General features: G+C 73.0%; 11 protein-coding genes. 6 read left to right on the plus strand and 5 right to left on the minus strand.

Annotated features, from left to right (window positions below; genetic code table 11):
• Nucleotides 1-134 precede the first annotated feature (134 nt).
• Nucleotides 135-1,844 carry a hydrogenase maturation protein gene (locus IEY78_RS22195; protein ID WP_189100933.1) on the plus strand — a complete coding sequence of 570 codons (1,710 nt, stop codon included), beginning with the start codon at nucleotides 135-137 and terminating at the stop codon, nucleotides 1,842-1,844.
• 135 nt (nucleotides 1,845-1,979) lie between these two features.
• Nucleotides 1,980-2,414: a hypothetical protein gene (locus tag IEY78_RS34575; protein WP_229700113.1), complete on the plus strand. Its 435-nt coding sequence runs from the start codon at nucleotides 1,980-1,982 to the stop codon at nucleotides 2,412-2,414.
• Nucleotides 2,415-2,492: 78 nt separating this feature from the next.
• Here the strand turns inward: IEY78_RS34575 and IEY78_RS22205 are convergent, their stop codons facing one another.
• On the minus strand, nucleotides 2,493-3,023 hold the full coding sequence (locus tag IEY78_RS22205) for a winged helix-turn-helix domain-containing protein (protein ID WP_229700114.1): 531 nt from the start codon (nucleotides 3,021-3,023) through the stop codon (nucleotides 2,493-2,495).
• Between the two features lie 849 nt (nucleotides 3,024-3,872).
• Here IEY78_RS22205 and IEY78_RS22210 point away from each other — a divergent pair.
• The 3 genes from IEY78_RS22210 (at nucleotide 3,873) to IEY78_RS22220 (ending at nucleotide 7,506) form a co-directional block, all read left to right on the plus strand.
• Nucleotides 3,873-4,829, plus strand: coding sequence for a hypothetical protein (locus IEY78_RS22210; protein WP_189100935.1), 957 nt, complete (start codon nucleotides 3,873-3,875; stop codon nucleotides 4,827-4,829).
• A 220-nt stretch (nucleotides 4,830-5,049) separates the two neighbouring features.
• Nucleotides 5,050-6,501, plus strand: coding sequence for an amino acid permease (locus IEY78_RS22215; RefSeq protein WP_189100977.1), 1,452 nt, complete (start codon nucleotides 5,050-5,052; stop codon nucleotides 6,499-6,501).
• A 114-nt stretch (nucleotides 6,502-6,615) separates the two neighbouring features.
• Nucleotides 6,616-7,506 (plus strand): GNAT family N-acetyltransferase, encoded by an 891-nt coding sequence (locus tag IEY78_RS22220; RefSeq protein WP_189100937.1) that lies wholly within the window; start codon nucleotides 6,616-6,618, stop codon nucleotides 7,504-7,506.
• 10 nt (nucleotides 7,507-7,516) lie between these two features.
• Here the strand turns inward: IEY78_RS22220 and IEY78_RS22225 are convergent, their stop codons facing one another.
• The 3 genes from IEY78_RS22225 to IEY78_RS22235 form a co-directional block, all read right to left on the minus strand.
• A complete protein-coding gene (locus IEY78_RS22225) occupies nucleotides 7,517-8,023 on the minus strand; it encodes a DinB family protein (RefSeq protein ID WP_189100939.1) in 507 nt (168 codons plus the stop codon).
• Nucleotides 8,024-8,218: 195 nt separating this feature from the next.
• Entirely contained in the window at nucleotides 8,219-8,410 is a 192-nt protein-coding gene (locus IEY78_RS22230) for a hypothetical protein (protein WP_128504900.1), read from the minus strand.
• Nucleotides 8,411-8,521: 111 nt separating this feature from the next.
• On the minus strand, nucleotides 8,522-10,942 hold the full coding sequence (locus tag IEY78_RS22235; protein ID WP_189100941.1) for a SpoIIE family protein phosphatase: 2,421 nt from the start codon (nucleotides 10,940-10,942) through the stop codon (nucleotides 8,522-8,524).
• Nucleotides 10,943-11,150: 208 nt separating this feature from the next.
• Between IEY78_RS22235 and IEY78_RS22240 the strand changes: the two genes are divergently transcribed.
• On the plus strand, nucleotides 11,151-11,873 hold the full coding sequence (locus IEY78_RS22240) for a VOC family protein (protein ID WP_189100943.1): 723 nt from the start codon (nucleotides 11,151-11,153) through the stop codon (nucleotides 11,871-11,873).
• Nucleotides 11,874-11,970: 97 nt separating this feature from the next.
• On the opposite strand, the gene IEY78_RS22245 is transcribed toward IEY78_RS22240, so the two are convergent.
• The coding region (locus tag IEY78_RS22245; protein ID WP_229700115.1) for a S1 family peptidase at nucleotides 11,971-12,987 on the minus strand (1,017 nt) is incomplete at its 5' end.

Genomic DNA, 12,987 nt, shown 5'->3' on the forward strand with positions numbered 1-12,987 from the left:
GGCGCCTCGCAGCGCGCCGCACGGCGCATGCCGATCGGGTGACCCGGGCGCGCGCCCGGCGCCCCGCGGCAGCGGACGGGGAACGCTCACCACCAGCCACCCGTCCACCGTTTCCAGCCCCCGGGGAGTCTGCCGTGCGCATCCTGCTCATCGCCGGCGCGTTCAACAGCCTGACGCAGCGCGTGTACGCCGAGCTGGGCGACCGCGGCCACCGGGTGAGCGTCGAGCTGGTGACCCGGGAGACGCCGCTCGCCGAGGTCGTCCGCCGCCGTCGCCCCGACCTGATCGTGGCGCCGATGCTCAAGACGGCCGTCCCGCGCGAGGTGTGGTCCGCCGTGCCCTGCCTGATCGTGCACCCCGGCCCCGTGGGCGACCGGGGGCCGTCCTCGGTGGACTGGGCGGTGCGGCTGGGCGCCGACCGGTGGGGCGTCACCGTTCTCCAGGCCAACGACGAGATGGACGCCGGCGACATCTGGGCGCACGCCGACTGCCCCGTTCCCCCGGTGGGCAAGAGCGACCTGTACCGCAACGAGATCGCCGACGCCGCCGTCGAGGCGGTCCTGACGGCCGTCGCCCGGGTCGCGTCCGGCACCCACCGCCCCCAGCCGCAGGCCACCCTGCCCGCCGCGGCGAAAACCGGCCGCCCCCGGCCGCCCATGCGCCAGGACGCCCGCCGGATCGACTGGCACCGCGACACCACCGACACCGTCGTGCGCACCCTGCGCGCCGCCGACTCGCAGCCCGGCGTGCGGGACGAACTGCTCGGCGAGACCTGGCAGCTGCACGGCGGCCACCCCGACGACACCCTGACGGGCCGGCCGGGCGAGCTGCTCGCCACCCGCTGCGGCGCGATCTGCCGGGCGACGGCCGACGGCGCGGTGTGGATCCCCGAGCTGCGCCCGCCCCGCGCCCCGGGGGAGCCCGGCACCGTCAAGCTGCCCGCCGCCCTCGCGCTGGGCGACCGCCTCCCGCCGCTCCCCGAGGTCCCGGCCCCGCCCGGCCCCGGCGACGGACGGCGCACCTGGTCCGACATCCGCTACCGCGAGGACGGCCCGGCCGGCTTCCTGGAGTTCTCCTTCCCCGGCGGCGCGATGAGCACCGACCACTGCCGGCGCCTGCTCGCCGCGTACCGCCATGCCTGCACCCGGCCGATGTCCGTCCTGGTCCTCGGCGGCCGCCGGGACTTCTTCTCCAATGGCATCCATCTGCACGTCATCGAGGCCGCCGACGACCCCGCCGCGGAGTCCTGGGCCAACCTCAACGCCATGGACGACCTGGTGCACGCCGTCCTGACCACCACCGACCGGCTGGTGGTCGCCGCGCTCGGCGGCAACGCCGCGGCCGGCGGGGCGATGCTGGCCCTCGCCGCCGACGAGGTGTGGTGCCGCTCCTCCGTGGTGCTCAACCCGCACTACCGGCTGATGGGGCTGCACGGCTCGGAGTTCTGGACGTACACCCTGCCCCGCCGCACCGGCCCCGAGGTGGCCGCGCAGCTCACCACCCGCGCGCTGCCGCTCACCGCGGCGACCGGGGCGCGGCTCGGGCTGGTCGACCGGATCCTCGACTGCGCCGCGCAGGAATTCACCGCGCGGACCACCCGCCTCGCCGTCCGGCTGGCGTCGGCGCCCTCGGCCCGGGCCCGGATCGCCGCGAAGAAGGCCGACCGGGAGCGCGACGAGGCCGATCGGCCGCTCGCCGCCTACCGGGAGGACGAACTGGCGCGGATGCACGCCGTCTTCTTCGACCCGGAGCAGCCCTATCACGCGCTGCGCCGGGCCTTCGTGCGCAAGGAGCCGGGCGGCACCCCGGCGCATCTGAACGCCGGTGAGTCCGCCGGGACATGAGGCGACATTCCCCGACCTTTTCGGCGAGCACCGAAACGCCTCGCCGCCGGTTCCGGCCCCCGCCAGGGTGGAGCCCGAGCGCGGGCAGCCGTCCGGGCTCGGACCAACGGAACATCTCCGGGGGAAGGACTCCACATGATCCGCAGGATCTCCGCCGCCGCCGTGACGGGCGCCACTGCCGCGGCACTCGCCCTGTCCGGCACGGCCGTCGCCGCCACCCGGGCCGAGCACGGCCCGGTCGCACCGTCGGCCCACGGCCCGGCCACCGCCCGCCAGGCCGTCGGCGCCCAGCACACCCTGCCCGCCCTGGCCAACGCCTGCTGGCACAGCGGCAGTCACTGGTGGTGCAACAACAGAAGCGGGGCGCCCGTCTACCAGCCCGGCACGCTCACGGTCGTCGGCTACATGAACTCCAACCCGTCCTGGTTCGTCTGCCGCAGCGACAACGGCGGGCACGTCGGCGGCCCGCACCCGAACCGGTGGGAGTGGACCCAGGCCGACAACGGGGCATGGGGCTGGATGAAGGACACCGACATCTCCAGCGAGACCGACCCGCTGCCGGTCTGCTGACGAATGCCCGGGGGCCGGTGGTCGACACCCGTCGGCCACCGGCCCCGTGGTGTGTCCGTGTGCCGCCCGGGCGCCGGGCTACGGCGTGGGCTGGTACTTGTAACCGATGCCGAACACGGTGGTGATGGCATCGCGCGGGCCGGGGCCCAGCCGCCGGCGCACCCGGGCGATGTGGACGTCGACCGTACGGCTGCTGGACTGGCAGCTGGGCCACACGGCGGCCATCAGCTGCTCCCGGGTGAAGGTGCGCCGGGGATGCCGTACGAGGTGCGCCAGGAGGTCGAACTCCAGGCGTGGCAGCTCCAGTTGACGGTCGCGGGCGTAGACGGTCCGGGCCGCGGTGTCGATCCGGATCGGCTCCGGGCGCGGCGGGGCGGCCGGCTCGGGCTCGTGCTCCGGCTCCTCGCGCGCCGGCGCCAGGATGATGTGGACCTCGTCCGACGGCAGCCGGTGCACCGAGACGGGCTCCAGTGCGCGCAGGGTCAGCTGCCACGTGCCGTCGGGCAGCCGGTCGACCGCCAGCGGCGGCTCGTCGCCCGGCCCGGCCGCGAGCGGCTGCCCGGGGCCGGCGTCCTGTCGTAACGCAAGCGGGGTCGTCGAGGAGTTCATAAACATGATCTGGGCCCATTCCTCTTGCAAAGCAGGCGTGTACGGACACACATGGCGGTGCTCGACGTTCAAGGGTGCTGAGGCGACGCGGCGGTCACGAAGCGGTCCGGCGGTGCGGCGAGCGGGCGCTTCCGCGGTGGGTGCGCCAGCGGGGAGGATCGCTCCGTTCGTGCCCGCACCCCGGCCGTGACGTGGTGCGAAGTCACGGCCTTCGGTCCGGATGAACGCTACATGTGATCGAGTGGTTCCGGAAAGTAGCTACCGCGAATTCGGTTGCTCTTGAGCCGACTTTGTGTTTGCCGGATGTCAACGCGGCGGACGCGCGAGACCGTTGGCGGGCGGCTGGTCCACCGCGCGGCCCCGTGCGGCGTGAGGGGGAGGTCGATGCGGGCCGGGCGGGATCCGCGGGCGGCCGTCGTGCCGGTTCCGTTCGTGCCACCCTCCAGGTCCGTCGGGGTGCGGGGAGGGGGTCGCCGGAGGGTGAAGTCCGGTCGCAGCGGGGCCGAACTGCGCGGTGTCGCCTTGCGTCAACGGATACGGAGGAGTAATCGGCGGCGGTGTGCAGTTGTGGAGATGCTGTGAACATCCGAATATGCCAAACAAATGGCTCACGGCTCACGGGGCGTCAAAAAAGAGAGGCCCGGGAGGCCGTCCGACAAGTTGTTCTCTTTTCAAATTCATCGCAGACTAAAAGGTGCGGAACCAGATATTCCAGGCGGCTTGTTTTCGCGGAGAGTTGAGGGTGAGTAGGGTGTGGCCGCTGTCACTTGACCGGTGACGGCGGTCCAGCTGAATTCGGCGCAGCTGGAATGCGATGGGGGATGACGCCTTCGTGACCGGGAGGGGACCATGGCGGCCGGCTCATTCGAGGGACAGTACGTGTGGAGTCCAGCAGCCAATGACCGGGCGCTGGCGCACGCGTGTATGGATGTCAGAACCGGACGGTATCTGAGTGCGGGCGAGGTCCTGCGGGAAGCCCGGGAGGATTTCGAGGTGCGGGCCCACCGCTCGCTCGTGCTGGCGTCCGTGGCCGCCGACTCCGACCTGGCGGAACGCTGGCTGGCCGAGGAGCCGGGGCCGGACGCGGCACTGCTCTGGGCACGGGTGGCGATGCTCCGGGCGCTGCGCATGGCCGACGCCGGCGACCGGCGGCAGGGCGCCCTGACGCGGATAGCGCAGACGGCGTGCGAGCGGGCCGCGAAGCTGCTGCCCCAGGACCCCACCCCGTGGGTCGCCCAGTTGACGCTGTCCCGTCTGGACCGCCCCCGGGACCCGGCGCCGCAGGGGCTGCTGACCGCGCCGGCCGGCCCCTGGTACCTCTTCGCCCACATCCTGCGGCTGGCCCCCTGGCACCGCGAGGCGCACCACCGCTTCCTGTCGTTCTTCTTCACCCGCTACGGCGGTTCGTCGAGCGCGAGCTGGGACGTCGCCGCCTTCCTGAGCCAGCGGGCACCGGCCTCCTCGCCGCTGCGGCTGCTGCCGCTGGTGGCCCTGGTCGAGGACTACAACCCGTCCGCGCTGCTCGCGGACCGCACCTGGGAGCAGCCCCAGTGGATCACCACCGCGATGGGCATCTACCGCAACTGGTTCCCGCGGGTCGCCGATTACCGCTTCACGCCGGTGCTGGATCTGGCGTATCTGGCGCACGCGCTGTTCATGGCGAATCGCGAATTCGAGGCGCGGGAAGTCCTCACCGCCATGGGCCCCTACGCCTCCCGCATGCCCTGGAGCGCATTCGGTGACCCCGAGGAGCAATTGACCAAGGCCAGACGCTCCTGCGGGCTTCCCGTGCCGCACGAGGGTTGACGCGCACATCCGACCGTGAAGCTTTCTTGGCGCCGCCCGGTTATCCGCCGCGCGGGGCCGTCCCCTTCTGCTCCATCCGTTCGATCAGCTCACGTTGACCCCCATCCCCCCGGTACCCCAGAAAGGTGCGGTTGTGTCCGAGCGTATGTCCCCAGCTCGCTCGAAAACCCCCCACGCGGCCGATTCCGTCACCCTCGACGACGACGCCACGCTCCACGCCATGGGCTATCCGCGGAAACTCACCCGCAGATTCCGCGCATTCGACAATTTCGCGATCTCGTTCACCATCATCAACATCATTTCCGGGATCTTCTCCTCCTTCGGCTTCGGGATGAACGCCGGCGGGCCGCGGGTCCTGGTCTTCGGCTGGATCGGCGTCTCGGTCATGGTGCTGTTCGTCGGCGCCGCGATGGGCGAGATCGCCTCCGCCTACCCGACCAGCGGCGCGCTCTACTTCTCCGCCGGCAAGCTGGCCAAGCGCCACCAGGGGGCCTGGTCCTGGTACACGGGCTGGCTGAACTTCGTCGGCCAGGTCGGCGGCACCGCCGCCACCAACTTCGCCGCCGCCACGTTCATCCAGGCGTTCCTCGCCATGCAGTGGCCGGACTACCGGCCGATGCCGCAGGAAACGGTGGCCATCACCGCGGCCATCCTGCTTCTCCAGGCGCTCGCCAATGCCTATACGGTGCAGCTGGTCGCGGTGGTGAACCGCATTTCCGTGTGGTGGCTGCTGGTCGGCCTGGTGGTGATCGTCGGGGCGCTCACGGTGATACCCGACCACCATCAACCGCCGTCGTTCGCACTGCACTTCGTCAACAACACCGGCTTCACGCATGCGGTGTACGGCGGAATGCTGGGCCTGCTCGTCACCAGCTGGACCTTCACGGGATTCGACGGCAGTTTCCACATGTCCGAAGAAACGGTGAAGGCGACGGTCAACGCGCCCCGGGGCATCATGCGGGCGATCACCTACTCCGCGCTCACCGGACTGATCCTCATGCTCGCGCTGGTGTACGCGATCCGCGACTACGGGCACGCCGCGAAGGCCGACGCGCCGCCGGTGCAGATTCTCATCGACGCGCTGGGACAGGGCACCGCGAAGTTCCTGCTGCTGATCGTTATCGGGGCCATGCTGTTCTGCGGACTGGCCAACATGACCAGCAATACCCGGCAGATCTTCGCCTTCTCCCGCGACGGTGCGATGCCCGGCTCCCGCTGGTGGCATTCGGTCTCCGCGCGCACCCGCACCCCCGTCAAGGCCGTCTGGCTCGCCGCGGCCTGCCCCCTCGTGCTGGTACTGCCCGGCTGGTGGTCCCACACCGCCTTCACCGCCGTGGTGAGCGTCAATGTCGTCGGGCTGTTCCTCGCCTACGCCGTGCCCATCTTCCTGCGGCTGCGGCTGGACGACTTCCAGGCCGGGCCGTGGAACCTCGGGCGCTACGGCAAGCCCGTCGCGGCGATCGCGGTGGTCTGGATCCTGATCAGCAATGTGCTGTTCATGCTGCCGCAGGCGTCCCCGATCACCCCCGCCTCGTTCAACTACGCGCCGATCGCGCTGGGCGTGGTGCTGCTCATCGCGACCGTGTGGTGGTTCGCCACCGCCCGGCGGCGCTTCCAGGGGCCGGTCAGCTACGGCCGCCCCGACGAGGTCGCCGCGATGGACCTCATCTAGCCCGGGCCGGATGTCTTGAGAGGCGGGCCGACAGCACCCCTGCCCCGGCCCGCCTCGCGCACCGCCCCACGTTCACCCGCCCCCAGACCCCACCGGAAGGGACGACCACCCGGCATGTCCGCACTCGGCAACGCACCGGAACCGCAGCACGAGACCGGCGAACTCACCGTCACCACCGCCACGTTGGACGACTGGCACCAGGTGGCCCGCTGGGCCGCCGACGAGGAGTGGAACCCCGGACGCGGCGACACCGCCTGCTTCCACCCCACCGACCCCGCGGGCTTCTTCGTGGGCCGCCGCGCCGGACGGACCGTCTCCGCGGTCTCGGTCGTCAACTACTCGGACGCGTACGCCTTCCTCGGCTACTACCTCGTCCACCCCGACCACCGCGGCCAGGGCCTCGGGCTCGCCACCTGGCGGGCCGCCGTCCCGCACGCCGGGGCCAGGACCGTCGGCCTCGACGCCGTCCCCGCCCAGCAATCCACCTACGAGCGGGCCGGGTTCACCCCCGCCTACGAGACCGTCCGCTACGGAGGACGCCCCGCCGGTCCGGGCACCCCGTCGCCGGACGCCGCCACCGTCCCCGTCACCGGAGCGCACCTCGACGCGGTGACCGACTACGACCGCCGCTGCTTCCCCGCCGATCGCCCCGCCTTCGTCACCCGCTGGCTGTCCGCCCCCGGCCACACCGCCCGCGCGGTGCTGCGCGACGGGGCCCTCGCCGGGTACGGGGTGATCCGCCCGGCCCGTACCGGCCATCGCATCGGCCCGCTCTTCGCCGACACCCCCGAGGACGCGGAGACCCTCTTCGACGCCCTCGCCGCCTCCGCCGGCCCGGACGCCGAGATCTTCCTCGACATCCCCGGACCCCGGGACGCGGCCCGCGCCCTGGCCACCGCCCGCGGCCTGACCCCGCGGTCGCACACCGTGCGGATGTACAACGGGCCGATCCCGCCGGCGGATCAGGAGCGCACCTTCGCGATCACCAGCCTCGAACTCGGATAGCGCCGCCCGGTCAGGCACCCACCGTGCCGTCGATGGCCTCGCGCAGGAAGTCCGCATGGCCGTTGTGGCGGGCGTACTCGTGGATCAGATGCAGCATCACCAGCCGCAGCGAGACATGCTCGCCCCAGCGTGGCTGGTAGCCCGTGACGTCCAGCGAGTCGGCCGCCCGCTCGATCCGGCGGGCGTGCGCCACCTCGGCCTTCCAGGCCTCGAACGCCTCGGCGCGGGTGGCCGTGCGGGCGTCGTACGCCGCCTGGAAGTCCCCCTCCGCCGACCAGACGAGCGGGAGGTCCTCGCCGTTGATCACCCGCCGGAACCAGGTGCGTTCCACCTCGGCCATGTGCCGCACCAGACCGAGCAGGGAGAGCGTGGACGGCGGGCTCGACCGGCGGCGCAGGTCCTCGTCGGTGAGGCCGTCGGTCTTCATGACGAGGGTGGCCCGCTGGAAGTCCAGGAAGGCGCGCAGGGTCTCGCGCTCGCCGGCGCGTACGGGCGGGGCGGGGCGTTCGGTGGTCACGGAGGGGTCCTTCCACGGTGTTCCCGGCCGGGCGCGGCCGGGCGAGAGGATCCTTCCGGGTGTGGTGCGCCGCGGCAAGGCGTTTACCGGGGCGGCCGGAGCAGGGCAGGAGAGGCCGGGCGGCCCGCTCCCCGGCAGGGTGCACCTGCCGCGGAACGGGCCGCCCGGCCTCCCGGAGCGTTCAGCCGCCGGCCGTCACGGCAGATACCGCTCGATGGCGCCGGGGCCTTCCTCGGCGATCAGGCGCCTGGCCCATTCCAGGCTCGCGGGGGTGGGTTCGCGCCCGGAGGCCTTCACCAGGTCCTCCGGGTCGTAGGGCCGCTCGCTACCGGTGTACAGCTCGGCCGGCCGCCGCTCGGCCGACTGCTCCCTGCCATTGGTCGTCACAGGTCCTCCTCTGTCCGCGCCCGCCGGGTCGCCGGGACCTCGCTTGGTTCCATCATGGGACCGCCTCCGAACACCCGCACGATGTGCGCCGGGCCGATCCGGCCCGGCCGGTCAGCCGTCCGGCCGCGGAGCCCCCGGATACCGCGGCGGAAACGCCTGCTCGGTCCAGATCGTCTTGCCGTCCGGCGTGTAGCGGGTGCCCCAGCGCTGCACCAGCTGCGCGACGATGAACAGCCCGCGCCCGCCCTCGTCGTCGCTGGCGCTGTAGCGCAGGTGGGGCGAGGTGTGGCCGGTGTCGGACACCTCGGTCAGCAGGGTCCGGTCGCGCAGCAGCCGAAGATGCAGCGGCCCGGACGCGTGCCGTACGGCGTTGGTGACCAGCTCGCTGACCACGAGCTGGGTCGTGTACGCCAGCTCCTCCAGGCCCCACTCGGTCAGCTGCCCGGTGGCCAGCTCGCGGGCCCGGCCCACCGCGGTGGGCTCCGCGGGCAGCTCCCAGGCCGCGACCTGCCGGGCGTCCAGCTCACGGGTGCGCACCAGCAGCAGCGCCGAGTCGTCGGCGGCCGGACCGTCCGGCAGCAGCTCGGCCAGCGCGTGGTCGCACAGCTCGTCCAGCGGCCGGTCGTGCGCACTCAGCACCCGGCCCAGGATCTCCAGCCCCTCGTCCACGTCCCGGTCGCGGGCCTCCACCAGCCCGTCCGTGAACAGGGCCATCAGGCTGCCGGCCGGCAGCTCGATGTCCAGGGACTCGAACGGCAGGCCGCCCAGGCCCAGCGGCGGGCCCTCCGGCAGGTCCGGGAAGGACAGGCCGCCCTCCGGGGCCACGACGGCCGGCGGCAGATGGCCGGCCCGCGCGAGGGTGCAGCGCCGTGACACCGGGTCGTAGACGGCGTACAGGCAGGTCACGCCGATGGTCACATCGTCCGTGCCGTCCTCACCGGCGACCGTGGCGACCCCGTCGTCGGTGGTCGGTCCCACCAGGTCGTCCAGCCGGCTCAGCAGCTCGTCGGGGGAGAGGTCCAGCCGGGCCAGGGCGCGCACCGTCGTCCGCAGCCGGCCCATGGTCGCCGCGGCCTGGAGACCGTGGCCGACCACGTCCCCGACGACCAGCCCGACCCGGGTGCCGGAAAGGCCGATCACGTCGAACCAGTCGCCGCCGACCCCGGCCCGGTCGTCGCTGGGCAGATAGCGGTAGGCCAGCTCGACGGCGGACTGCGCCGGCAGGTGCTGCGGCAGCAGATTGCGCTGGAGGGTCAGCGCGGCCTTGTGCTCCCGGGCGAAGCGGCGGGCGTTGTCCAGGCACACCGCGGTGCGCAGGACCAGTTCGTCGGCGAGTTCGGTCTCCTCGGCGTCGAAGAGCGACTGCCCGGTGTCACGGAGGAAGGTGACCAGCCCCAGCGGGGTGCCGCCGGCCCGCAGCGGCACGACCAGGGTGCCCTCCTCGCGCACCAGCCCGCCCGAGGAAAGGCTGCGGTACTGGAGCGAACCGGGCGGGTACTCCACGCGGTGCGGATCCGCCGGCGGGGAGTCCGGGGCGCCGCGGACGGAGCGGACGGAGCGGGCGGCCACCCGCATCAGGGTGGGCACGCCGCCGTCGCCCGCCCCCGGCTCCTCACCGTCCAGGACGCAGGCCACCAGGTCGACGGTGACCAGGGAGGCGAAGTCCGGGACCGCCACCTCGGTGATCTCCCGCGCGGTGACGGTCATGTCGAGCGTGGTGCCGATCCGGGCACCGGCCTCCACCAGCAGGTTCAGCCGGCGCTGCGCCTGGTAGCGGTCGGTGATGTCGAAGGCGTCCTCGCAGATGCCCAGCACCTGGCCGCGGGCGTTCTGCAACCGGTAGTAGGAGCAGGACCAGACGTGATCGGTGCCCGGGTCGGAGGGCAGCTGGCCGACGAGGTGCAGATCGAGGACCGGTTCGCCGGTCTCGATGACCTGGTGCATCACCCCGTCGAGGGTGCGCGGATAGCCTTCGGTCATGAACTCGGCGTCCGGGTACAGCTCGTCGGCCCGGGCGCCGAGGAACTCCCGCAGCGGCAGCCCGACCTCTCGGATGTAGGCGGTGTTCGCCCAGGTCAGCCGCAACTCCGTGTCGTAGATGCCCAGGCTCACCGGGGATTGGGTGGCCAGGCCGTGCAGCATCGCCTGGCGGGACTCCCACCAGCGGTGGGCGCCGAGGTCGGCCGCCACCAGCACCCGGGCCGGCAGCGAACCGGCGCCGTCGGGCACCTTGGCCAGCGGACAGATCGCCACGGCCATCCGCAGCAGCCGGCCGTCGCGGTGCCGTACCGCCCGTGACTGGCTGCTGCGCAACGCGGCGTCCGGCGACTGCTCGGCCCAGGCGTCCCCGGCCGGCACCAGCGTCTCCAGATGGTGCCCGAGGATCTCCTCGGGGAGGTAGCCCAGCAGATCCTGGGCGGCCGGACTCCACCCGATGACCGTGTCCTGGGCGTCCAGAACCGCTGTGGCCGCCCTGGTGACGTCGAGGGGACCACGGAAGTCGGCACTCTCCGCCGCGTTCCATGCGTTCATGGCATCAACCCAGCCCGGTTCAGTACCTACAGCATCGAGCCGGATGAGGACCGGCACAACCGCGCTGCCGCACCCGGATGCGTCCTTGGTGCGGCGGTGCCCCGTCGCTGGCAGAGTGGACAGGGCAGGTCAGCGACAGGAGGCAGATGTGAGGTCGGCCCATGGCCCCGTCACCGCGGTACGTGGCGCTCCGTGCTGGGTCAGCCTGATGACACACGACCTGGAGGCCGCCCAGAAGTTCTACTCCGCGGTGCTGGGCTGGCGGTTCCGCCCGGCCAGCCTCGGTGAGGAGTTCTGCGTGGCGATCGCCGGCGGGGAGCCGGTGGCCGGCATCGGGGCCCTCGCCCAGAACTTCCAGGTCTCGGTGGCCTGGACGTCTTACTTCGCGGTGGAGAACGCCGATGACATCGCGGGCCGGATCCGCGAGCGCGGGGCGACGGTCGCCGTCGGCCCGCTCAAGCTCGGCCCCGGGCGCGCCGCGCTGGCCGCCGACCGCGACGGCGCCGCCTTCGGCTTCTGGGAGGGCCAGACCATGGCCTGGTCGGTGGGCCGGGGCAACGCGCCCGCCTGCCTGGAACTGCGCACCCGCGACGCCTTCGCCGCCGCCATCTTCTACGCGGAGGTCTTCGACTGGGCCTCCGGCGAACCGGGCGGCTGCGATGTGACCTACGAACACGACCAGGTGATCGTCCGCGACGGCACCCACACCGTCGCCACCCTGCGCGGCGGCGGGGTGGAGGCCGCGCCGGACCCGCGGGTGCGGCCCCGCTGGCACGTCCACTTCCCGGTCGGCGACGTCGAGAAGGTGGCGGCCGACGCGGTGGCGGCCGGCGGGACGGTCACTCCCGTGACACCGACCGAGGCGGGGGGCAGCCAGGCCGTCGTCCGCGACCCCGACGGCGGCTTCTTCACCATCACCTCGCCCCGGTAAGGGACGTCCGCAGAGTTCCCGGCCGCGGCGCGCCCCGGCCCCGCGCCCCTTCGCGACGGAAGGGGGCGGGGCCGGGGCACGACAGGCCGTGCGGCGGTCAGTTCATGCCGTCACCGCTGCCCGCACCGGGGTCGTTGCTGCCACCGGCTCCCGGGTCCTGGGCACCGGTACCGGGGTCCTGGGCGCCCGTGCCCGGGTCCTGCGCTCCCGTACCGGGGTCCTGCGCACCGGCTCCCTGGTCGCCCGCTCCGCTGCCGGGGTCCTGCGAGCCCGCGCCGGCGCTTCCGGCACCGGCGTTTCCCGCTCCCGCGTCGCCCGCGCCGCCCGCACCGCTCGCGTCACCCGCGCCACCGGCGGCGGCCGCACCGCCCGCGCCGTTGTCGCCACCGGCGCCGTTGTCACCGCCGCCGCCGGCACCGCCGGCGCCGATCTCGGCCCCGGTGGCCTTGAGCGCGTCGGTCACCGGCTGGAAGAAGGTCTCGCCGCCCTGGGTGCAGTCGCCGCTGCCGCCCGAGGTGAGGCCGACCGCCGAGTCACCGGAGAACATCGAGCCGCCGCTGTCGCCGGGCTCCGCGCAGACGTCCGTCTGTATCAGGCCGTTGACGATGTCGCCGTTGCCGTAGTTCACCGTCGCGTCCAGGCCGGTGACCTTGCCGTCATGGACGCCGGTGGTGCTGCCCGAGCGCTGCACCTTCATGCCCACGGCGGCCTCCGCCGCCTTGGTGATCTTCTGGGTGCTGCCGTTGCCCAGGTCGACCGAGCTGTCCGGCTTGGCGCTGGTGTCGTCGTACTTGACCAGCGCGAAGTCGGTCTTGGGGAACTTGGAGTCGGCGACCGTGCCCAGCGGCTGGCCGCCGCCCTGGTCGGCCGTCCAGGTCTTGGAGTCGTTGCCGCAGTGACCCGCCGTCAGGAAGGCGGGCGCACCCTGGACCGTGACGTTGAAGCCCAGCGAACAGCGGGCGTTGCCACCGAAGATGGCGCTGCCGCCGACCGGTCCCGCGGCCTGTCCGCCGCCCCCGGCACCGCCCGCGCCGCCACCGCCACCAGATGCCGCGGCGCCGCCCGACGAGGCGTCACCGGCGCCGCCGGCCGCCGCGCCGCCCTCGCCGGCGCC

The sequence above is a fragment of the Streptomyces kronopolitis genome (assembly GCF_014646275.1).
In the GTDB taxonomy this organism is placed as follows: Bacteria; Actinomycetota; Actinomycetes; order Streptomycetales; family Streptomycetaceae; genus Streptomyces; species Streptomyces kronopolitis.

Coding starts and splice junctions, on each gene's coding strand:
- IEY78_RS34575 (WP_229700113.1), top strand. CDS start 1,980: ATGATCCGCAGGATCTCCGCCGCCGCCGTGACGGGCGCCACTGCCGCG.
- IEY78_RS22205 (WP_229700114.1), bottom strand. CDS start 3,023: ATGAACTCCTCGACGACCCCGCTTGCGTTACGACAGGACGCCGGCCCC.
- IEY78_RS22210 (WP_189100935.1), top strand. CDS start 3,873: ATGGCGGCCGGCTCATTCGAGGGACAGTACGTGTGGAGTCCAGCAGCC.
- IEY78_RS22215 (WP_189100977.1), top strand. CDS start 5,050: ATGGGCTATCCGCGGAAACTCACCCGCAGATTCCGCGCATTCGACAAT.
- IEY78_RS22220 (WP_189100937.1), top strand. CDS start 6,616: ATGTCCGCACTCGGCAACGCACCGGAACCGCAGCACGAGACCGGCGAA.
- IEY78_RS22235 (WP_189100941.1), bottom strand. CDS start 10,942: ATGAACGCATGGAACGCGGCGGAGAGTGCCGACTTCCGTGGTCCCCTC.
- IEY78_RS22240 (WP_189100943.1), top strand. CDS start 11,151: ATGACACACGACCTGGAGGCCGCCCAGAAGTTCTACTCCGCGGTGCTG.